This window comes from Candidatus Gastranaerophilales bacterium (assembly GCA_028693235.1).
Taxonomy (GTDB): domain Bacteria; phylum Cyanobacteriota; class Vampirovibrionia; order Gastranaerophilales; family Gastranaerophilaceae; genus JAQUVW01.
The window spans coordinates 73266-97084 of the sequence record JAQUVW010000004.1; the positions used below are offsets into that span (position 1 = coordinate 73266).

At 33.4% G+C, this 23819-nt stretch carries 17 protein-coding genes; 5 read left to right on the plus strand and 12 right to left on the minus strand.

The features are described 5' to 3' along the window. Window positions 1-3: 3 nt before the first annotated feature. The 3 genes from PHV37_07730 to PHV37_07740 form a co-directional block, all read right to left on the minus strand. Complete coding sequence (locus PHV37_07730) at window positions 4-1503, minus strand: hypothetical protein (GenBank protein MDD3237968.1); 1500 nt, start codon at window positions 1501-1503, stop codon at window positions 4-6. A gap of 55 nt (window positions 1504-1558) precedes the next feature. Continuing rightward, window positions 1559-2977 carry an N-acetylmuramoyl-L-alanine amidase gene (locus PHV37_07735; GenBank protein ID MDD3237969.1) on the minus strand — a complete coding sequence of 473 codons (1419 nt, stop codon included), beginning with the start codon at window positions 2975-2977 and terminating at the stop codon, window positions 1559-1561. A gap of 85 nt (window positions 2978-3062) precedes the next feature. Further along, entirely contained in the window at window positions 3063-5813 is a 2751-nt protein-coding gene (locus tag PHV37_07740; protein MDD3237970.1) for a hypothetical protein, read from the minus strand. Window positions 5814-5929: 116 nt separating this feature from the next. Between PHV37_07740 and PHV37_07745 the strand changes: the two genes are divergently transcribed. Next, window positions 5930-6832: a WG repeat-containing protein gene (locus PHV37_07745; GenBank protein ID MDD3237971.1), complete on the plus strand. Its 903-nt coding sequence runs from the start codon at window positions 5930-5932 to the stop codon at window positions 6830-6832. A 1-nt stretch (window position 6833) separates the two neighbouring features. Here the strand turns inward: PHV37_07745 and PHV37_07750 are convergent, their stop codons facing one another. Then, window positions 6834-7409: an SIS domain-containing protein gene (locus PHV37_07750; protein ID MDD3237972.1), complete on the minus strand. Its 576-nt coding sequence runs from the start codon at window positions 7407-7409 to the stop codon at window positions 6834-6836. A 119-nt stretch (window positions 7410-7528) separates the two neighbouring features. Here PHV37_07750 and PHV37_07755 point away from each other — a divergent pair, with 119 nt between their 5' ends. Next, complete coding sequence (locus PHV37_07755; GenBank protein ID MDD3237973.1) at window positions 7529-9007, plus strand: carbon starvation CstA family protein; 1479 nt, start codon at window positions 7529-7531, stop codon at window positions 9005-9007. On the opposite strand, the gene PHV37_07760 is transcribed toward PHV37_07755, so the two are convergent. The 3 genes from PHV37_07760 to PHV37_07770 are packed head-to-tail and all read right to left on the minus strand — an operon-like array spanning window position 9004 to window position 12362. Next, window positions 9004-10272, minus strand: coding sequence for an MFS transporter (locus PHV37_07760; GenBank protein MDD3237974.1), 1269 nt, complete (start codon window positions 10270-10272; stop codon window positions 9004-9006). The genes PHV37_07755 and PHV37_07760 overlap by 4 nt on opposite strands. 48 nt (window positions 10273-10320) lie before the next feature. Continuing rightward, complete coding sequence (locus PHV37_07765) at window positions 10321-11253, minus strand: hypothetical protein (protein ID MDD3237975.1); 933 nt, start codon at window positions 11251-11253, stop codon at window positions 10321-10323. Window positions 11254-11276: 23 nt separating this feature from the next. Continuing rightward, window positions 11277-12362 carry a response regulator gene (locus tag PHV37_07770; GenBank protein ID MDD3237976.1) on the minus strand — a complete coding sequence of 362 codons (1086 nt, stop codon included), beginning with the start codon at window positions 12360-12362 and terminating at the stop codon, window positions 11277-11279. A gap of 82 nt (window positions 12363-12444) precedes the next feature. On the opposite strand from PHV37_07770, the gene PHV37_07775 reads away from it, so the two are divergent. Next, window positions 12445-15180, plus strand: coding sequence for a response regulator (locus PHV37_07775; GenBank protein MDD3237977.1), 2736 nt, complete (start codon window positions 12445-12447; stop codon window positions 15178-15180). Between the two features lie 33 nt (window positions 15181-15213). On the opposite strand, the gene PHV37_07780 is transcribed toward PHV37_07775, so the two are convergent. Further along, window positions 15214-17868, minus strand: a complete 2655-nt coding sequence (locus PHV37_07780) for a DEAD/DEAH box helicase (GenBank protein ID MDD3237978.1) — start codon at window positions 17866-17868, stop codon at window positions 15214-15216. 185 nt (window positions 17869-18053) lie between these two features. Between PHV37_07780 and PHV37_07785 the strand changes: the two genes are divergently transcribed. Together PHV37_07785 and PHV37_07790 are read left to right on the plus strand one after the other, a co-directional pair. Then, window positions 18054-18656: a type II secretion system protein gene (locus PHV37_07785; protein MDD3237979.1), complete on the plus strand. Its 603-nt coding sequence runs from the start codon at window positions 18054-18056 to the stop codon at window positions 18654-18656. A gap of 13 nt (window positions 18657-18669) precedes the next feature. Further along, window positions 18670-19239: a type II secretion system protein gene (locus tag PHV37_07790; GenBank protein MDD3237980.1), complete on the plus strand. Its 570-nt coding sequence runs from the start codon at window positions 18670-18672 to the stop codon at window positions 19237-19239. Between the two features lie 2 nt (window positions 19240-19241). Here the strand turns inward: PHV37_07790 and PHV37_07795 are convergent, their stop codons facing one another. The 4 genes from PHV37_07795 to PHV37_07810 are packed head-to-tail and all read right to left on the minus strand — an operon-like array spanning window position 19242 to window position 23797. Beyond that, window positions 19242-20471, minus strand: a complete 1230-nt coding sequence (locus tag PHV37_07795; protein MDD3237981.1) for an ABC transporter permease — start codon at window positions 20469-20471, stop codon at window positions 19242-19244. Next, complete coding sequence (locus PHV37_07800) at window positions 20468-21151, minus strand: ABC transporter ATP-binding protein (protein MDD3237982.1); 684 nt, start codon at window positions 21149-21151, stop codon at window positions 20468-20470. The genes PHV37_07795 and PHV37_07800 overlap by 4 nt, the downstream gene beginning before the upstream one ends. After that, window positions 21151-22341, minus strand: coding sequence for an efflux RND transporter periplasmic adaptor subunit (locus PHV37_07805; protein ID MDD3237983.1), 1191 nt, complete (start codon window positions 22339-22341; stop codon window positions 21151-21153). The genes PHV37_07800 and PHV37_07805 overlap by 1 nt, the downstream gene beginning before the upstream one ends. Next, complete coding sequence (locus PHV37_07810; protein ID MDD3237984.1) at window positions 22322-23797, minus strand: TolC family protein; 1476 nt, start codon at window positions 23795-23797, stop codon at window positions 22322-22324. The genes PHV37_07805 and PHV37_07810 overlap by 20 nt, the downstream gene beginning before the upstream one ends. Window positions 23798-23819: the final 22 nt, after the last annotated feature.

Genomic DNA, 23819 nt, shown 5'->3' on the forward strand with positions numbered 1-23819 from the left:
TTTTTATCTCAAAAAATTATTAAAATCAGATTTTTCCAATTCTTCTTTTGTAAAAATCAGCCCATCTTTTTGAACTATCTTTATAAAGTCTTCATCTGTAACAAAATGCAACGGAATCGGGACTTGATGATAAACGAGTTTATAATTTTCATAAAAAATGCATAAGCACCAATTATAGTAATATTTTGTATATGTATAGACATCCCAATCTACATATTTTTTAGGAACTACTGCATATTTGGCACCTTTTGATATATAGAATTTTTCTGATTTTATTATTTTATACATTTCTTGTCTTACTAATTTTGTATTTTCATAATTATTTTTGAAATAAGGGATAAAGGAAATAAACATAATCAAAGAGCAGCAAAACGGCAATAAACAATATTTATTTTTTAAATTTTTAGAAGCTTCTCCCCATAATAAGAATAAAGGAATGAGAATAAAATAATAATGAACCAAAAATACTCGAGAAAATGAAATCCAATAATAACGCCCGAAAGCATATGTTTTACCGCAAAAAATCAATGCATAAAAAAACAGCAATCCCGCTACGATTATAATTATTGAAGTAGTCATTATTTTTGAGATTTTTTTATTTTTCCAATATAAAAAAACAAATAATCCTATTATTAATACATTTAGAATGAAAACTGCAGGTATCGTAAACATGCTGTGTATCCACTCTGATGTATATGGAAATAAATCATATCTTAAAAAATGTTCAATACTCACAAAATGAGAACGTTTACCGGATAAAATTTGTAAATTTGGATTAGTAAGAATAAACCCCAATCCTCCTAATAATATTATAATCGGCAATCTTATACCGACATATTTTTCGCCGGAGAAAAACTCTTTGAATGAAAATTTATATTTTAGCTTACTATAAATTGCAATATAACTAAGTACCCACAAGCTCATATATACATTGAAATATGATGAAATACCGTTTATGAAAAACAAAAGAGAATTCCGCAAAAGATGTTTGCGTTGAGGAATTTCTTCTTTGAAAAAATATTCCAAAACAGGATAAAGAAAAAGCAAAAATAAAATAAAACAAAACACATACTCAAAATGCTGATTTAAACGTAACAAATAATCTGTATGCAACAATGTCAACGAAAAACAAATGAAAAAAGCTGTTAAATAAACCAATGGATTTGTGTATTTTTTATTTGCAGACAGTTTTGTTAATCTGGCATATAAAAACGGCAAAAGGGCAAAATTGAATGCAACAAATAGCCTCGGAATAATGTTTTCATTAGGATGAATACCTAAAAGCAATGAAGATGAATGGCAAACCATTTTTTGCATAATATAGCTGATATATTTTGCGTGATCTGCATTTTTCCATAAGTCCATAGGATTATAGGTATAAAAAAAGCTTTGCAAATAGTCATCAAATTCATAAATATCATATTGAAGATAAAATGTCACGCCAACAACAATACAAATAAAAATCACTGTATTCACTATTTGTAGCGGTATTTTTCTTAACATATTATTCCTAACATTTAGCTAATTTTCGGTTTTTATAGCGTGCACTATATTATCATTAGCCTCGTAAAGAATCAAGCAACCCATCGACGATTTCAATTGCTTTTTGAGTCCTGTCAGTTTGATTCAAGATATTTGCCAAATCTGTTTTATTAGACATAAAACCAGCCTCAATTAAAACTGATGGATTATTATTGCTGGCTCTTAAGACAGCATAATTTCCTTCTCTGACGCTAGGTGAGGCATTCGGGTCTATGTTATTAACAATATTATTAGCTAATTCATTATTTTCATCGGGTTCTGTTGTATTTGTATAAATTTGGTAGCCTTGAGCTGAAGCATCATCTGCATAATTCAAATGAACGCTCAATGTTGCATCAACGGAATCTGAATATTTACTGATTTCATCAGTAACAGTATAGACACTGCCACTTGTATAAATAACTTTTGCACCTTTTGCCAATAAGTCATCTTTAATTTGACCTGCCAAAAGTTTATTCATGTACCATTCTTCTACATCATTGCCGTTTTCATCAACTCCTTTTGTCCCCGGATCGAATAATCCGTTATTAGGGTTATACCCACCATGCCCTGAGTTTACTAAAATAGTTTTGCCTGAAAGCTCGCCTTTTTTCGTAGGTTCAAAAATCTTTACCTCAGCTACAATATTTCCATCAGAATCAACGATTGGGTGAGGGCGTTCAGCTCCATTTGGTGCAACTGAAATGGCAACATCATACATATAATCTGTGGATAATATAGTTCCATCTTCTAACCTTGCAGAACCTTCTGGAACTTCAACAGGAGTTGGTGGTATATTTTCAATCACTTGCGGAACAAAAGAATAAAGCTTTTCTCCTTTTGAAACAGGTGAATCAGGTGACATTTCATTCAAGGTGGCAAACGCATCAATATCTGCAATATTATTTTTTAGAGCAACATCATTAAGCGTGGTATCGGCATCTGCCTCAATTATAGGCACATTTTCGATAATTTGTCCTGCTAACAAGTTGTCAGGTGAAATATCAGTATATGCCGCAAAATTGTCTACAGAGGTTTGGAATTTACTTGAAATACCCCATAAAGTTTCGCCTGCTGCGACATAGTAATTCCCAGCTTCTTTGGCTTTTGCTTTTTCGGCAGAAACATCTACACTATCAACTTGAGATTGATTATCAATTGCTTCATTTATAATATTTTGTATATCTGTATCATAATCGGTTTCGGCTTGTTGCTGAACAATCGCAGTTTGAGGATTTTCCGCTTTATCATTGTAGTTAATCAACATTTTATTTGATGCGGCTAGCGTTGTGTTTACAATAGCTAAAGCTATAGCCGCTCCTGTTATAGTATCGCCGACAAACTGTTTAACAGTATATTCGTCATCTTTCTTTTTGTATTTTGATTTTACAGAAGTTACATTTGGGTTGTATGATGAATCATAATAAACACGGCGATAGTTATTATTTGCTCGCATAAAAACACCTTTCACACAATTGAAGATGTTGAAATAAAAAACATAAACAGAAAAAGTTGCGTTTTTAATACTTATTGTTAAGTTTTTATTTAATCTTTTTTAATGAAGAAAGGAAATTGTTATGTTCAACATCACCTTCAACCTTAGTCAAGAATACCTGAGAGCCAATTTCTCCTGTTTCAAGTTCAGGTAATTGAGAAAGTTCAGAAGCATAATAATTACTGTCATTGCGTCCACTCAAAGGGACTTTATTTGCTAAGCTATTCAAGGAAATATTTCTCAAGAAACCAGCAAAACCTTTATCTTTACCACTAAATTTTGTATAAATACGAAGCGAAGCATCTCTTGACTCAAGGTCGAAACGCCCTGCAACAAAAGAGCTTAACTGGGGTGAAGCTGATTTTATACTCATTTTATATATGACATTATCTTTAATATCAATAAGCCCTATAATGCTTTTGAATGTTCCTTCCGGAATATTTACCAAATCAACAACAGTAGAAGGGCTAATCATTGCTAAGGGATTTCTGAACAATGCCGCAACTTTTAGAACATATTCAACATAACCTAATTTTCCGATTGTTCCATCTTTTACAATAAACTTTATTGAGCCATTTAGTTTTGCTGAATCATCTGTATAAAATTCCATCAAGGCACTTGCTTTGCCTGATATTTCTTTTTTTAAGCCTAAAATAGCTGTTGCTATTAAATCAGAATCCACATCTTTTGCCCCGAGTCTTATACTATATTTGTGTTTTAGCAAATCACAATAAACCTTGCATGAAGAAATTCCCTCTGCAAAATCAAACTTATTTGACTCAATTTTCAAAATGCCTTTTGGTGTAAGAGTCAAATTGGCGTGTAAATTTCCAAATTTTATTTCTTTGTAAACGCCTTTATTGACATTGAACATACATTTTTCAACAGCAATAACATCTGGAACATATTCATAAGGCTCCATATCATTTTCATTAAATTCATCTTGGGCACTTTGAGCATCATTTTTAATGTCTTCTGCTTTTTTTAATGCTTCTTTTTCAGCTTGTCGTGCAACTGATTGCATAACTTTTTCTATATCAAGATTTTCAAAAGTTAAATTTACATCTTTGACAACAACCGGTAGAACCATTTCGTTCTTGATATCTCCATTAAATTTATAATTCGTTCGTCTAAATCTGCCTATAGAATCAATGTGGATAAGATTGCTGTCTGTATGCAAAATACCTTCTTCAATTTTTAATCGTTGAGATGGAACCCTAACTCCAACAAGTTTTATATTTCCGTCTAAAATCGAAGGGGCCGATTGATTTATATATTCAAGATTACCTGATACAGTACCTTTTTTAAATATCTTTTGTCCTAAAAGCATATTCAAAAATTCACTCGGAAGAGCTTTAGGAATTTCAAACCCTAAACTCTTAATAGTGACTTCTTTTTTGATATCAAATTGTCCTTTTATTCGAACAATCGGTTTTGCTCTGTGAGTTTTGTTTATTTCCTCTGCGATACAATAATCTAAAGCTTTCAGAGTTAGCAATGTCCCCGCATAATTCAAGTCGAGTTTTAACGCTGTTTCATAGCCCTTTGGAGCAAGTGATGTGCTTTCGATAAACAAGCTATTACCTTTTTTTACCTTAAAAAAGCCTGTTACGTCAAAAATATTGTTTTTAGATTTTATCTTAATTCTTGCCTTAGACTGACCGGTCATCGACAGGTTGCAATTTGCAAGTTTTGAAAGATATTTGTGCACAAAATCATTATTGACAACAGATTTTACAGACAAATTCATCGCAACTGATTTCGTATAATCTTTAACATCGCCTTTTAAAATTATTTCGTTTTTTTGATTATTTTCATAATAACCTTTTATATTTTTCAAAGAAACATTTTTTTCATCAAAGGTAATAACGCCCTCTTTGACAGTAACAGGGAGTTTCGCCAAAGGAACGGCATTAAATTTTATTGGTTTCAAAGAGATAAGCCCTTTTATATGTTTATTAGAAAGGTTTATTTTAAAATCAAAATTACCTTTAATATTTGTCGTAAAAGCAAGTATCTCATTGCCATTAGGAACTATTAAATCAGAAGAAATTAAGTCTGTTAAAATTTTTATATCAAAATTATTAGCATAAAGTAAAATATTAAATTTGTTTTGGGCGTCCCCGATAGACTCTATATATATCTTGGAATTATTCACAAACAAATATAAATCATCAAGATACATTTTTTTATTTTTTATATACACCTTATTTCTGTCTTTCAAAGACAAATCGATTTTATAATTATTTTTGGTTAGTGTTATAGTTGAATCAAAATGCACATATTTGGGTTTTCTATCTGCAGTAATCTCAAAGTTTTTACCCTCAATTTTCACACCAATATTGTCAGTAGGTTTATATATTACAAGAAGTTTACCCAAATAAAATCTTGAATCAAGCCAATCAATTTTATAATCTGATTTTTGCTCTTTCTTTGCCTCATTTGGAGTTAATGACATAAGCCCATTAACATCTGCATAAATAGAATCTGTAGAATAGTCTACAATTTGTATTCGGTGTTCAAGTATTTTTTCTAAGGAAAGAACCAAATTAACATTTGAAATAGAAAAAATTTCTTTTTTATTTTTCGAAAGTTCTACTTTTTTAACGCCTAAAGCAATATTTGGAGATAATTGAGTGACAATATATGGAGTCTCAATCGACAAATCAGCACCTGTGGAATCTTTGACAAGCATTTTTGCATAGTTTATTGTTCTTTGATTTGAGACAATGTATGGAACGATTTTCAAATAAAACACAAACGGAAATGAAACAAAAAAAGCTATAATCACAATCATAAGTGTAATTATCAACGATTTAAACTTTAAACTTTTTCTCTCAAGCATAATTTTCTTTTATTAAATAATATTCTCTATGGAAATTATACCATATAGATTTATGGTATTATACTGTTATGAAAAAAGTTCTATCTTTATTTTTGTTAATATTAACGTTTAAATGCAATTGTTATGCATCAGAAGCAACATTTAGCCCTGCTCAAAACAAGCAAATTCAAGTCTATTCAGAAAAAAACAAATTCGGACTTGAGGAAAAGAACGGCAATAAAATAACCCCTGCAAACTACAAAAAATTGATTATTCTTGGAAAAAATTCCTATTTGTGCCAAAAAGGTAACCGCTTTGGGATTATAGACAAGGAAGGCAAATTCCTTGTACCTGCAAGATTCAGGCACGCAGAAAGAATCTTCGGTCAATACGCAAAACTAGGTAATGACGGAGATTATGGTCTATACAATCAATTTGGTGAAATTATCATAAAGCCTGAATATTCATCAATTGAACCTCTTTTCGGCAAAATGTATGTTACTTGCAAAAACTATCAATACGGAATCGTAAGCTTTGACGGGCAAACGATTTTGGCAAACAGATTTGATGACATCTATATGCCAAACCCATCTGAATTGAGAATAAATTATCAAGGTAAATGGTACGAGCTTGAAAGAGTAGACAAAGAAGCCATTACTCTACCTGTCGATTTGATTAGCTCAAAAAACAAACAAGATGAATATACCCTTACTGATTTAGTTGAAAATACAGGAATTATCTCGGGGTATTCTGTTGTTTCATTTACTGATTATTTGTTAAAAATATTCTCATCTATTTCGCCTGCATACGAAGAAACTATTGACGAACTTATGTTCTCTCAAGGTGCCGAATCTGTAAATATAATAATCAAAGCCTCTTGGCTTCCCAGGTTTCCATTTACCTATGCAAAAATGTATTATAGGAACCTTAAAGCCCCGAATTCAGGACCTTTATCCAATATTAGAACTGATTTAAAACGTCAAATAAAATAGTTTATTCAAACAGTTTTTTTTCAACTAAATCACAAATTATATGCCCCAGCATTATATGTGCTTCTTGGATTTTTGACACCTCAAAAGACGGAGCTTTCAGCAAATAATCACATATTCCATCGATTTTAGAGGGCTTCTGACCGGTTAAGCCTACAACAACAACTCCAAGCTCTTTGGCTTTATTTATTGCATTGATTATGTTTTGAGAATTTCCCGATGTCGAAATGGCAAAAAAGATATCTCCATTATCAGCAATAGCTTCAAGTTGTCTTGAAAACAGCTTTTCAAAGTGATAATCATTGCTTATCGCCGTCAAAATCGAAGAATTTACGGTTAAAGATATTGCCCTCAATGGATGTCTATCCAAATTGAACTTGGAAACAAACTCGCAAGCTATATGTTGAGCATCAGCAGCTGAGCCGCCATTGCCTGCTGTGATGATTTTTTTCTTGTTTTGATAAGCTTTTATTACTTGGTTTACAATCTTCTCAACTTCAGAAACCATCGCATCATCATTCATTATTTTTGTTTTGACATCTATTGACGTAGAAATATAATTTTTAATAAAATCACGCATAAAATAATATTAACATAGATTTTATTATTAGAACAAATTATCTTATTATAGAAACAAATATTTTGAGATAGAGCCAAATAGCAGTATAATATAAACGACATTACACAGTGGAGCACAATATGATAACTTTTATATGCGGGCTTTGTATTTTGTTTTTTGGATATTTGTTTTATTCAAAATACACAGAGTCACAATTTGAACCTGATAGCCGCCCTACTCCGGCAAACTCAATAAACGATGGCGTTGATTATGTTCCCTTGAATAAATGGAAAAATATGCTTATTCAATTGTTGAATATTGCAGGCTTAGGTCCTATTTTGGGTGCAATACAGGGCGTTTTGTTCGGACCTGTTGCTTTCATTCTTATTCCTCTCGGATGCGTTTTTATGGGTAGCGTCCACGACTATTTCGCAGGCATGATTTCTTTAAGAAACAAAGGACTACAAATTCCTGCATTAATAAAAAAATACCTCGGCGAAAAAGAATATAAAATTTTTATGGTGATAGTATGCACAATGCTGATTTTTGTAGCAGCAGTTTTTGTATATACATCAGGAGATATTATCGCTGGCAAATTCTTCAACGAAACAGATTTTTCACTCGCTAACCCGTTGATGATTGCTATATACGGAATTATCGCAGCTTATTATATTTTAGCAACACTGTTTCCTATAGACAAAATAATCGGCAAATTGTATCCATATTTCGGAGCTCTATTACTTATCGGAACAGGTTTAATATTAGTAAAATTTATGCTTCACGGCTGCAGTCTTGAGAATATTGACTTTTCTAACTTGAACCAACACCCTAAGCATATCCCGATTATTCCAATGTTTTTTATGACAATCAGTTGCGGATTGTTGTCAGGTTTTCACTCAACGCAATCAACTCTAATTTCAAGAACTTTAGACAGGGAAAAAGAAGGAAAAAATGTCTTTTACGGGATGATGTGCGTCGAATCCTTAATAGGTATGATTTGGGCAGCTGCTGCTATGCACGTCTATGATATCAATATTGTGCCCAAAGCAATGATTGGTACAGTAAATGTCGTAAATATAATAACAACACACTTTGTTCCTTCGTTTTTAGCTATAATTGTCACATTGGCTGTTGTAATATTGCCAATAACTTCGGGGGATACTGCTTTAAGAAGCCTCAGGATTACTCTTTCTGACGGCTTATCTTTAAATCAAAAACCAATAGCAAACAGACTTTATCTGATGTTGCCTATTGTGTTTATTTTGATTGGCATTATTTTCTTGGCAAAAACTCATTCCGATAGTTTCGCTATAATTTGGAGATATTTTACTTTCTTCAATCAATTAATTGCAATCCCTACATTTTTCTATGCAACCTTGTATTTGTATCAACACAAAAAAAATTATTATATGACAATGATACCCGGTTTATTCTACGTATTTATAACAATGTCTTTTATCTTTAATGCAAAAATCGGTTTCGGGCTCAATTTATATACAGCGGAAATTGTCGGATTTATCTTGACAGTTGCAGGATTTATTTATTTAAAAAACAAGATGAAAAAAACAACAATCTCAAAACTTGCAGAAAACAACATTAAAGAAAATGCAAAAATCTAACTTTCAATATTTTGAATAAAAACTCTTTTTTGTGCTTTAAATTTGAGATGTTTCAATTTTTGAACAAACCAATAAGAAGCTATAATCATAGCTATTCCCAAAAACAAAAAAGTATTCAAAACTCCAATTTTATCAGCCATAGCACCCAGGAACAAATTGCCGAAAGGAACAGTTCCTATAAAAGCTATTGAATAAAGACTCATAACACGTCCTCTTTTATCATCATCAACCACGTGTTGAACAAGCGTATTTGCGATAATCAAAGATGATACAATTCCATAGCCGACCAAAAAGAGTAATATCATAGCAACAATCGAGTTATGATTGAGCCCCAAGCCACATAATCCTAATGACAAAATTAAGCCACCTTTAAAAAGCATACGAGGAAGACCTTTTATACCCTCTTTTGAAGCCAAGATTAGAGAAGCTATTAAAGCTCCCACTCCGGCTGAACTCATCAAAAAGCCCATAGTCTTTGCACCACCGTCAAGGATTTCTTTGCACAAAATAGGCATTAAAAGCTGATAAGACAAACCTATTGAGGTAATTAATGCTAAAAAGATAATCACATATTTTATCTCAGGCATTTCTAATACGTATTTAAACCCTTCTTTGAAATCTTCAATCGGCTTTTGATTTTTTATACGAAGTTCTTTTTTCGGAATTTTCATTAAAAATAAAGCCCAAATTACAGCAATATAGCTTAAAGCATTAATCAAAAAACAATATCCTTCGCCCACAGCAGCAATTAAAACACCCGCAATCGCCGGACCTAAAAGCCTTGCAAAATTAAAACACGTAGAGTTTAAAGATATTGCGTTGCTTAAATCTTCATGGTTATCGACAAGCTCCACAACAAGTGCCTGTCTTGTCGGCATATCAAATGCCACTATAAGGCTTAATAAAATACCTAAAAAAACAACATGCCAAGTTTGAATAGCCCCACTTAGTGTCAAAACAGCCATAGCAAAAGCCTGAATACCAAAAAGGAACTGAATTAATATCAGCAATTTATGTTTTTGAACCCTGTCAACAACGACGCCTGCAAAAGGGGATAAAAAAATCGGAGGCAATGTAACCACAAAAAGCACATACCCCATCATCAAAGCAGACTTTGTCAAAGAATATAAAAGCCAACCTATTGCAACATTTTGAAGCCACGTTCCTATTAATGAAATACACTGCCCAAAGAAAAAAAGACGATAATTTCTTGAATTAAAAGCTCTAAAAGTTGTTGCTATTTGTTGTTTTATATTTTTATCCATAATATTAATTTTCAGCATGCTTTAGAATTATACAACTATATAATTTAATTAACCAGCTTTTTTAAAAAGATTAACGGCTATAAAAATTAAAAACGCAGTACCTATAGCAACTTCAAAAGGGAACATAACAAGTTCTGCAGTTGGCAAAATTAACGGCAATAACAAAATAGCTCCTGAGGGCGGAAATAAGATTTTTACCCTATCAAACACGATGAAAAGTAAGACACAAGCTAAAATTGCAGACAAGGATAAAGGTAACTCTAAAAACGAATTAAGCCCCAATCTTAGAACTGTACCAATTGTAGCAGCAAAAACCATAATAGCCCACACTTGTCCCTTTTTGTGTCGTAAAGGGCTGTTTGGGTTTGCAAATTCTGCATAAGTAACAATTAAAGGCGGTGCCAACAAGAAAATATGCCGACTTTGAACAGGTAAAAATGAAATAACGGCAAATACCAGCAGCAATTTAGCCCATTGACTAATTTCAAATTTTAAATCAAAAAATTCTGATGAATAGATATTTTTAGGACGCAATCTGTTTTTTTCCATAAGCCATTGTGCAGCAATAACAATCAAAGACATAATAGCGACGGCAAGAGGATATACCCAGCTTGTAGTTTGCATATATACAGGCAAAATGCACGCTGAAATAATAGGGATAAACGAAGATTTTGCAACAATCAAAGCTACTCCGGTAAACAAAAAACATATCAAAATCTGAAAAAACAAATGCACATGACTATATTTAACCGTAACAACTCCAATAATTGCAGACAAAGACATTAATAAAAAAATTCTTCTTTTATTTACATTCCAAGGTTGCTTTTCAGCTATCCATGCACCCGTCATAACAGCAGCAATTTCAGGAAATATTATTTCTTTTTGTCCGCTGATTTCAGCAAGCCAAAACATCACAAGCGTCATAAGAGCTGCGAACAAATATCTCTCTATCCGTATCCGAGTTAACAAGCTAGTATTCATAAGTCAATTATATAGCAGTAAGACTATATTTCAACACAGGCATCTTTATTTTGGCAACGAACCTTATAAAACTCATCTTTTATTTCCATAAAAGCATCGACAATATAAGGGTCAAATTGAGTTCCTCTGCCATCTTGTATAATTTGAACACATTTTTCTTGAGGAAAAGCATCTTTGTAGACACGTTTTGTACCCAAAGCATCATAGACATCAGCGATAGACATTATTCTTGCGGCAAGTGGGATTTCTTCCCCTTTTAAACATTCCGGATAACCGTTGCCATCCCAACGTTCGTGGTGATATCTGGCGATAACCGTTCCCATTTTAATAAATTCGTTATCTCCGAATTTTGAATAAACTTCTTCTAATGTATCAGCACCGATAGTCGTATGTTTTTTCATTTCTGCAAATTCTTCAGGCGTAAGCTTTCCGGGCTTCAACAAAATCAAATCCGAAATTCCGACTTTGCCAATATCATGAAGCGGGCTTGCGTGCACAATATTTCTAATAAATGTTTTGTCTATATACTTTGCATAAGGTGAATTGTGAGCTAACTTTTTAGCCAACAAAAAACAATATTTTTGAACTCTTTCGAGGTGCTTACCAGTATCATCATCTCTCGATTGAGCCAACTTTGCCAAGGAAAAAATTGTTTCCATTTGCGTATCAGAGATTTTTTTAACCTGTTCTTCAACTTTTTGTTCAAGTAACTTATTAGTTTCTTCAAGCTCAGTTTGCAAATCATGAATTTTCAAATGAGTAGCAACCCTGATTTTAACTTCCTCAGCCTTATAAGGTTTAGTGATATAGTCAACAGCACCTTGGGTAAATCCGTTTACGATATCATCCGCCTCAGACAATGCACTGATAAATATAACAGGCACATTTTTTGTAACATCTTCATTCTTCAATAATTCACAAAGAGTAAAGCCATCAATATCAGGCATATTTATATCCAAAAGAATTAGGTCCGGAACCTTGCTGATAGCGACACTAAGCACTTGCAAAGCATCATTAAGTGCAATCACTGAATATCCGGCTTTTGTCAAAATAAGATTTAAAATTTTTAAATTTGTTTCGTTATCATCAACTATAAGTATTCTTTTCATATATGAATTATAACAATTTTATTTTCATTTGTAAAATATTTGATATAATAATAGAGTTGTAGCCAAAAAACGAAGGTGTGAGATGGATACAGATTTACAAACGCAAATAGAAGCTTGGCGGAATTGGATAAACTCAATTACGGAATTTATATTTTTTAAAGACCTTAGTGGGATATACCGTGGCGTTTCGAATTCTACAGCGAATCTCGCAGGACTTAATAATGCCTCCGAAATGGTTGGAAAAAATGATTTTGAAATATATTCTGACGAACTCAGCAAATTATTCACAGATGAAGATAAACGAGTTATAGAAACAGGCGAAATCGTAAAAGGCGAATCTTGGGTCAAGCATTTAACAAAAGGTTCAATGTTAATCGAAACTGTAAAATCACCATTATATAATAATAAACACGAAATTGTAGGCGTTGCAGGCATTTCAAGAGATATAACCGAAAAATATAAAATGAATGAAAAAATCCTTGAACAAAGCTCTCAATTAACAGCAATCTTTAACAATATTCCGTTTGCCTTATGGATTAAAGATACTCAAGGCAAGTATATTATGCTGAACAAAGAATATGAAAATTTTTATAATGTAAAAAAAGAAAACTTAATCAACAAAGAAGTAATGAAAACCCTACTCGACAACAATCTTGCAACAGAAGAAACTGTCCACGATTTGATTGAAGCCGATAAAGAAGTAATTACTCAGAAAAAAATAATTAACAATGAAGCAATAATGCTTATAAACGGTGAAAATCGCCATATCGCCATAACTAAAGCTCCAATAATTGACGAAAAAGGCAACACGAGAGGACTACTGGGTATATCTTATGACAACACAAAACGCAAGCAGTACGAACAGCTTCTCGTAAAATCAAAAGAACTAGCTGAAGAATCAAACAAAGCCAAAAGTGAATTTTTGGCGAATATGAGCCACGAAATAAGAACTCCTATGAATGGTATTATGGGATTTATTCAACTTCTCGCTGATACTAAATTAGACAGCGAACAAAAAGATTTCGTCGATGAAGCTAAAAAATCCTCTGAAATATTGCTCTCTTTGCTTAATGATATTTTAGACTTATCAAAAGTTGAAGCAGGCAAAATGACAATGGAAAATATCAGCTTTAATATAAGACACGTACTTGAAGATGTTGGAACATTGGCGTCTTCTAATGCCTCAAAAAAGAACCTCGAAATCAACGTTTTGTGCTATTCTAACGTACCTGAAAAAGTTAAAGGTGACCCAAGCAGATTAAAACAGGTCTTAAACAACTTTGTAAATAACGCAATAAAGTTCACTCAGACAGGCGAAATCAACTTAACTGCAAAAGTAATTAAAAAAGATGATAAAACCGTCAAATTAACTTTCGCTATTCAAGATACCGGAATTGGAATTTCTAAAGAAAATCAAGCAAAAATATTCGAAGCTTTTACTCAAGCCGATAGCTCAACAACAAGAAAATATGGCGGAACGGGACTTGGTCTAACTATTTCAAAAAATATTGTAAAAATGATGCACGGTGAAATAAACGTGGAATCCGAATTAAATGTCGGCTCTACTTTTTCTTTCACGGCTGAGTTTGAAATCGACAATACTGTAGAACCTGCTTTTGAAAAGAAAAAACTCTCAATCGAAGGCACTAAAATTCTAATTGTTGACGACAATAAAACAAACTTAAAAGTTATTGAACATTATCTTAAAGAATACGGCTGTCAAACTGTTTGCACGGAAGATGCCGTAAGTGCCTTATCGAAAATAAAAGATGCCCCATACGTATTTGATATAATCTTAACCGATTATTGTATGCCTCTAATCAATGGGCTTGATTTCGCATTGATGGTTCAAAAACTTGATAAATACGAAAATATTCCAATTGTTTTACTAACTTCAAGAGCACAAATCGGCGACTACAAAGCCGCTAAAGAAAATAAATTCAGAGGCTATTTACCCAAACCTTTAAGAAAAAATGACCTTATCGAATGCATAATGCTCATCGTGAATAATGAAGGACCGATAAAAGAAGCTCCTGACGCTCTTATAACAAGACATACAATAAACGAAATGCGTCGTGATGCAAAATTAAAGATTTTGCTTGTCGAAGATAATGCTCTCAACCAAAAACTTACAACTAAAATGCTAAACAAGGCTGGCTTGACTTGCGACATTGCCAACAACGGGAAGGAAGCTATTGAATCATACCAAAATAACAATTACGATATAATTTTTATGGATTGCCAAATGCCTATAATGGATGGCTATGAAGCCACTCGAAAGATAAGACAATTAGAACAAAATCAACCAAATAAAACCCCGATTATTGCTCTGACTGCAAATGCAATGGATTCTGATATTAAAAAATGCCTTGACGCTGGAATGAGCGACTATTTGGCAAAACCATTAAAATATGAATATTTACTTGAAAAAATTGATATTTATTCAACAGAAATCCAAGAAGAAGAAAAGTCCCAAGGACAAACTACTAACCAAACTACACACACATTTGACCAAAACTCAATAATTGATAATATAGTAAATGATTTGGGAATTGACAGACCCGATGCTGAAGAATTATTAAACGAATTTTGGGAGGATTTAGACAAAGAATTGCCTGTTCTTAAAAGCCTCATTGATGATGGAAATGTTGAAGATATTGAACAGCTTTCACACTCTTTAAAAGGTGCCAGTGGAAATTTAAGAATTACGACCTTATATAATTTAACAAAAGAACTCAACGACAGAGCTAAAGTCAATGATTTGTCAGAAGCTGAAAATATATACAACAAAATAATTGAGTTCAAAAAACAAGTATAAAAAAATGGTGGAATAATTCCACCATTTTTATCATTAAGCATTTAATTCATATTTCAAAATATCAGTAATCGGAGGCTTTTTTAACATTTCAATAGCACTATCGGCTTTTTCTTTCAATTCATCATTTTCAGCAACATCACTCATCGTATGAAGCAAATCGATTGTACCGTTAACCACTCTCAACATATCACCTTCGTAGTTAATCAAATGTTTTTCTCGAAGCTCGTTAATCATATCTTTCCAAACTTTTTGCGGGTCATCTTCTGTTATATCGGTTTGAGCGAACTTCAGAATTGACGTAGCCAAACTTGTGCTGGTAGGCAGTTTTTCATATATTTTGTGACGATATTCTTGACCTTTTACATAGTTAGCCATTTCTATTGCGGGAGCGGCTTTTTCTGCAAAATCCTTATATTCAGGAGAGAAAGTTTGTTTAGGATTATCATCCTTAACATCAGCAAAAATAGCCATCAATCCTGCGAGTTCAGCAGATGACATATCTTTTGTATATTTAGGGTCGGTTAAAATTTCAGTCATAACAATTTCATTTACGCCGAATATTTTTTTTGCAATATCACCTTTTTCTGTTGTTGAATATATTCCGTTTGCATCTTTTTGGACATATCCCATACTTTCAAGCAATTGCTTTTTACTTTGAGCTTCAGTCAATATATTTTTGTTTTTGTCCTTCTTTTGGTAATAAGCAAAAGTATTTTTCAAAGTTTCATCCATATGGTTAAGCATATTTGGCGACAACAATGAAGAATAAGTAGCTTTATATTGGCTGTTTATAGAAGTATCTGTTGATTTTAACAATTTATAAAAATTTTCCAAATCGCTTCTGCTCTTAGGCATAATTATTACGTTGCCAATATTATCAATACCGCGTCGTCCTGAACGTCCGGAACCTTGTTTGAATGTTGAATTCGGAAGCAAAATCGTGCCTGAGCCGTTGGATTTATTCAAAGAAGTCAACACGACTGTTTTGAAAGGCATATTTATTCCAGCAATCAATGTTTCTGTCGCAAAACAAACTTTTACCAAACCTTCACGAGCAAGCCCTTCCACTAAACTTTTATAAGCAGGTAACATGCCGGCATGGTGAACGGCGTAGCCTTTCATCAAACTGTTTAGGCAATTTTCATCGAAATCTTTTCCGAGATAAATACCTTTTTCTTTAGCATCGTTGACCCTGTCGAGGACTTGTTTTGATTGTTCCGGAGTCAAAAGAGTACCTACTTTTTTATTTGCAAAATCACAATATTTTTGACAATTTTTTTTGCTGAAAACAAAGAATAAAGCAGGGGTTTTATCTTCTTTATTAAGGATTTTTATCAAAGCGTTAGTTTTAGGAGTTTTGGAGGGGAAATCCAAATTAAAACAATCGTTGTAAACCGCTTTATTTTTATTAGCAAGAACTAGAGCAATTTGCTCAGCCTTTTCTTTTTCAGCCCCATCAGCAATAAGTTTTTCAGTAAATTTATCAGTTGAGATAGCACCATCTTCTTGAATATCTTTCCAAGTTTTAATTTTTTCGGTAGGATTTTCGGTTTGATAAAGTTCTTTCAAATCGTTTAAAGCAAGGACTTGCCTGTCGCTAAGATTTTCAGAATCCAAATCGTCCATAAAAATTTTGTAAGTTGCAGCAGGTTGAATTTTCATACCTTCGCCTTGCTCGAAGCCGAAAACATATTCTTTCAAAGGAACGTGACGTTCTGTTTCAGGTACATTTATCAGTGCTACTTTCTTTTCAGGATTTAATTCATTAACCCATTCTGCAATTTGAGGAGCGTTTGAAGCTGTCGCAGAAAGCATCATTTGCTTCATGTGTTTAGGAGTATTCATAACAGATTCTTCCCAAACTTTACCTCTATCGGGGTCGTTCATGTAATGAAATTCGTCGTAAATAACAGCATCGAAGTCTTTTAATTTTTCAGCAGCTTCTTCTTTTGTGCCGCAAGTAAGCATATTTCTGTATATTTCAGTAGTCATAACAAGTAGCTGTGCGTCAGGATTTATAGCTATATCGCCGGTAATAATACCTACATTTTTGCTATCTTCAAAATCATAATATTTGCCGTAATTTCCGAATAATTCACTGAATTTTGTATATTTTTCATTGCTCAATGCTTTTAAAGGTGAAAGATAAATAACTTTTTTACCTTTTTTTAAAATATCATCAATTCCATATTCAGCAATAAGTGTTTTACCGGTTCCTGTAGGAGCGGTAACAATAGAAGTCTTGCCACTATTAAATTCATCAATAGCTTCTTGTTGATATTTATCGAGCGTCAAATATTTATCCCCAAGCTCAAACGGAATAGGTCCGCCTTTTGTTTTTTGAGGAAGCTCTATAGATAAAATTTCATCCATATCAAGGTCGTTAATACTCTGAGCAGACTTGTCAGCGTCAGTCACTTCGTCAATGTGTTCAGCTAAACGTTCTTGTTCTTCGGCTTTAAGTCTTTCTTGCAACTGAAGTTCTTTTATTTCATCAATCTTAGACTGAATTTCAGATGGAAGTGGAGTTTGATTATATAAGAAAGCAGGACGCTCTGGTGTTTTAATATTAGGGCAAGTGATTTTATATTCACTAGGCGATTTGACCTTAGGCGGTGTATCTTTTTCCTTGTGTAAGCCTTCGTAAGGCTTTGTTTTTGGACTATAATCACCTGTAACTTTGAGCATATTTTACCTCTCACACTTTAAATTATATTGTTTTAAACCCCGCATACTGATTTTTTGAATACTTTTAACAAAAACCACGCAAGAAAAGACACAATTTGTAACATGAAAGAGGTCGTATGAATGAGAAATTGTTGACAATATATCTCTGTATATATTATTATTGTAATAAAGTATTTGGAGCATTAATGGATAAAAAAGCATTTACGTTGGCCGAAGTTCTTATTACACTCGTGATAATCGGTGTTATTGCTGCACTTACTATACCGTCCCTGTTAAATGACACAAATGATAAAGAAATTCGAACAGGTGTCAAAAAAGCTTATTCAATGTTATCTCAAGCTCAAGAAAAAGAATACTCAGAAAGCGGACAGTGTTTCAAAGATATTAGAGAATCTTGTGCTGATTCAAATTGTTTATTTGAAAATTTTTATAAAAAACATTTCAACATTATCTCAACAACAGCCGCATCATCAGCAACCGCTTGTAGCAATATCGGCGGTGACTTTGGCGACGGAATTACTTTTTATACCGCTGACGGAATGGCTTTTTCACCAAAAGAAGACCTTGTAATTGTTGACGTGAACGGCGATAAAAAACCTAATACAATAACTCATAGCGGAACTGACTTAAAAGACAGTTTCGTTTTTGTTTTTGAGAGGAATACAAATAGTAACGGCGAAGAAATTCACAAAGTTACCCCAATTCCGCCTGCAGTTTCCGTGATAAAAGACATAGACTGCAACAAAATTAAATCTGAGCAATCAGCAACAGCAGGTTGCGGTTTTTAGAACAGGAGTTTGAATGAAAGAACAAAAAGCTTTTACTTTGGCAGAAGTCCTAATAACATTGGTTATTATAGGCATTATTGCGGCTCTTACTATTCCTTCATTACTAAATAAAACTAACGATGAGGAAAAAAAGGTTGGTGTCAAAAAAGCATATTCTGTATTACATCAAGCAGTTATGAAATTTGAAGCTGATTCGGGCGAAAACCTAGAAGATTTAACAAACAAATGCAGTGACGACCAATGTTGGTATGATGAATTTTACTCAAAATATTTCAATATAGTTTCATCAATGCCTCCAGAACAAGCAAAAGCTTGCCACGAAATAGATGACTATTCTGGCACTATAACCTTTTACACTGCAGACGGAATGGCTTTTTCTATAAGTAATAATTATATTTTAATAGACGTAAACGGCGATAGGGGTCCGAATACAATAACCCATTATGCAAACGAACTCAACGACGGATATGTTTTTGAACTATCTTATTACAACGGTAATCAAATATATCCGATTAGAGGAGCTGAAGCAATATTGACAAATATCGACTGCAAAAAAGATCCGGAAAATTACTTGTGTAATTAGGCTTATTCATAGCGTAAAGCATCAATAGGATTTAACAAAGAGGCTTTGTATGCGGGATAATATCCGAATACCACACCGATAAAGCCTGAAAAACCCAATGCTAAGCAAATAGAGAATAAAGACACTTTTGCACTCATAGCACCGCCCATTTGGATTAATGCAGCTCCGCTTATTCCTATGATTACGCCTATGATGCCACCGGCTAAGGAAAGAATGATTGATTCAATCAAAAATTGAACCCTTATATCAGCAGGTTTTGCACCTATAGACATTCTGATGCCTATTTCTTTTGTTCTTTCTGTAACAGAAACAAGCATTATATTCATAATACCAATCCCGCCTACAAGCAATGAAATTGAAGCTATCGCCCCTAGTAGAACCGACATTGTTTTTGCTGAAGATTTTATTGTTTCCTGCATCTGAGCCATGTTTCTTATTTGAAAATCATCTTCTTGAAATTTTCCGATGTGATGTTTTTCTCTTATCAAATCTGTAATTTCATCTTCTAAATTTGTCAACGCCTCTGAATCTGTGGCTTTGACGTTTATCATAGAAACAGTTCCCGGAAAATCAGTCCCAAAAACTTTACGTTGAGCAGTTGTTATCGGAATAAAAGAAATATCATCTTGGTCTTGCCCCATACCGCTTTGGCCTTTTGTTGCAAGCACTCCTATAATTTTAAAAGGTACATTCCCAATTCTGAAAGTTTTGCCAATAGGCTCCATGTCGCCAAAAAGTTCTGTTGCGATTGTGTTACCGATTATTGCAACTTTTGAGGCATTTTTAACATCTTCGTTTGAAAAATTTCGCCCTGATTGAATTTCATAATTTCTTATAAATAAAAACGAATCCGTTGTACCGCCAACAGTTGAGGACCAGTTCTGGTTTCTGAAAGTAAGCTGTTTTACTTCGCTTGAATAAGGTGCAATTGATAATACATTTGAGCAACTTTTTTCTATAGCTTTTGCATCTTTTAATGTCAATGTAGGCTTGGAGCCACTGCCCATTCTTACACCGCCTGAATTTGCAGCCCCGGAACGAACAACAAGAATGTTGCTCCCCATAGATTCCATATCTTTTGCGATTTTCTCTCTTGCACCTGTCCCGACTGCAAGCATAATAATTACGGCACTAACGCCGATTATAATGCCTAAACTCGTTAAAATTGAACGCATTTTGTTTATTTTTAAAGAGCGAATTGCCATATTAAATGTGGATTTGGCATCAATCATAATTTCACCTCGTCAGAGATTATATTTCCGTCTTTAAAACGCACTATCCGCTTGCAATATTCTGCAATATCAGGCTCATGGGTTACAAGAATAATCGTTTTGCCTGTTGTATTCAATTTAATAAAAAGCTCCATTATTTCAACACTTGTTTTCGTATCGAGATTTCCAGTGGGTTCATCTGCCAAAATAAGCGGAGCATCATTCACTATAGCCCTTGCTATTGCGACCCTTTGTTGTTGCCCACCTGAAATTTGATTAGGCATATGATTTTCACGCCCCTCAAGACCGACCGTTTTAAGAGCTTTCATCGCTATTTTTATTCGTTCATCTTCCGAAACTCCCTTATATATCATCGGGAGCTCGACATTTTCAAGAGCAGAGGTTCTTGAAATCAGATTAAATCCCTGAAAAACAAAACCCATTTTCAAATTTCTGATTTCAGCAAGTGTATTAATATTTTGGGATAAAATGTCAATTCCATCAAGCTTGTATGACCCTGAATTCGGGATATCCAAACAACCTAACAGATTCATAAATGTTGATTTACCAGAACCTGAAGCTCCCATAATCGCAACAAATTCACCTTTTTCAACATTCAAGGAAACATCATTTAAAGCATTAAACGAATTTTCGCCTGACAAATATGTTTTTATAACATTTTTTACTTCAATTAAACTCATTAGAACATTCTCATTGGCGACTTGCCGCTTTTAGAGCCTCCACGAGAAGATGAGATATCGTGAGCCATTTTTTCACCTTTTTTGTTTTTTTGTTCTAAAATAACTTGCATGCCGGATTTCAATTCTTTTGATATAACTTCTGTCACAGAATCATTACTTGTACCTGTTTTTATATTAAATCTTTCGGGCTTGTTTTTCACCAAAATCCAAAGCCCTTGTTCCTTGTATTTTTGTTCAGCATCCATAGTAAATTTCAAAGCGTTATTTGGGGCACATAGCACGTTTTCGCTTTTGCTTGTAATAATGGATACATTAGCAGTCATACCGGGGACAAGCTTCAAATCATCATTATTAACTTCGACAATAACAGGGTACGTAACGACATTTGAAACAGTTGTAGCAGAGAGTCTAACCTGCGAAACTTTTCCTGTAAATTCAGAATCAGGATAACCGTCGAGAGTATATTTAACTTCTTGCCCGACTTTCACTTTGCTTATATCGGCTTCTGAGACATTAACTTCAATTTGCATTTTTTTCAAATCTTGAGCAATAGTAAACAATTCAGGAGCTTGAAAGCTTGCTGCAACCGGTTGTCCAACGTCAATTTTTCTTGAAATAACAGTACCATCAACAGGTGCGACAATTCTTGTATAGCCTAGATTTGTCATAGCTGTTTGATATTGTGCTTGATTTTGACGAATTTGAGCTCTTGCAGCAGAAATCTGAGCCATACTAGCCTTATAGTCACTTTCAGCTTGGTCCAATTCGCTTTTTGCGACAAAATTTCTTGAATACAAATTTTTATAACGAGTGTAAGTTTTTCTACTCATTTCGGCAGTTGCTTGAAGTTTTATAAGATTAGCCTTTGAATTCGCAATTGAGGCTTCGTTTTGGGCGACTGTAGCTTCAAAATTCGCAGGGTCAATTTGAGCCAAAATTTGTCCTTTTTTAACTTCTGAGTTAAAATCGACATAAATCCCTTTTATAAGACCTGACACTGTAGAACCAACGCTAACAGTATTTACGGGGTTTATTGTTCCAGAGGCTTCAACGACTTCTGTTATAGTACAAGTCTCAAGCGGTTTTGTTTCAAATTTCGGTTGTTTTTGTGCAGACAGAAATCCGCCAATTGCAACAATGGCAATGCAAACCACCGAAACAGCTATTACCTTAGGATTTTTTATATTCATTTTTTATATCCTCAATTTTTATTGCAGTATCTTGTTCAAGTGCGACAACCCTTTCAAGTGCCGCTCTTGCTACGTTGTAATTTTGAACCGTTTGCACGTAAGAATATTGAGCAGAATTATAATTAACTTTTGCATCTTGAAGTTCAATATAATCTCCTAAACCGACAGAATATCTGCCATCAGCCAGCTCCAAATTTTCCTTTGTTTGTTTAACTTTAATAGCTAATAGTGGGATTTGACGTTCCAATTCGAGCATATTTACATATGCATCTTGAATTTGAAAATATATATTTTGATTTAACAAATCAATTTCATTTTGAGCAAGTTCAACTTTAACTTTAGCCTTGTCAATGTCATTTTTTACCTGCATTACATTTAAATTTGTGGTCAAATTAACAGCGGCAGTTAAAGATTTGGTACTGTTTAAATCCCTGTAAGCATAGCCGACTTTGCCACTTAAAGATGGATAATATTCTCTTTTTACATACAACAAATTTTCCTGCATGGCTTTTAAAGTTGACTCGTATGCTTTCAAATCGGGACGGTTTTTCTTTGCTAAGTCAAGACATTCCTCAAACGAATACGGAAATTCTTCAAATTTATAATTTGTGACAATATCCACCTTCTCAACTTTTGAGATTAAAAAAGCATCATTGACGCCTTTTGGTGGAGCACTTATATCTTTTTTTTCGTCAATTTTCAAAAAATTAACAGGCGATAAGCCCTTGTTTTGTTTTACGGATTTAATATCTTCTATTTCATAAATCGGAGTATATGCCATATACATAGAGTTATTGAGCTTTATAAGAGCATTTTTATAAGAATTTTCAGCTTTTACAAGCGTTACTTTTGAATCGCTCAAATAGACCTCCGCATTTACAAGGTCTATTTTTGATTTAATACCCTCTTCAAAGAAAGCTTTTGTTCTTTGATAATTTCTCTCATTCATATCGACGTTATATTTTGCAATATCAACATTTGCTTCGGCTGCAAGAACACCATAATAATTGACTTTGACATCAAAAATCGTAGTCAAAACAGTATTGTCAAAATTGAATAATGCAGTTATTTTATTAAAGCCCTGCATTTTGATATTGGCATATGATTTTCCAAAATCCCAAATAAGCTGATTTAAAGACGCCTCCGCTGCATAATAGTTCTGATTAATATTGGTGTAAGAAGTATCATTTTTATTATAATTATACCCCGTACCAAGCCCAATAGTAGGAGCATACACTGATTTTGAGATACCAACGTCAGCCTTTGCGGATTCATAATTCAATTTGGATTTTTTAACATTAGGACTGTTCTGCAAAGCAGTATTAATACAATCTTTAATAGTCATAGGTGCTCTTTTTACAGTTGCTTCCTCCAAAGAAAAAGCTTGATTTGCGGGCAGTAAAAAGGTTAAAGTTAAAGTCAAAGCCCAAACAGCTATTTTATATCCAAACTTCATCCTACTTTTAGTCCCCAATTAT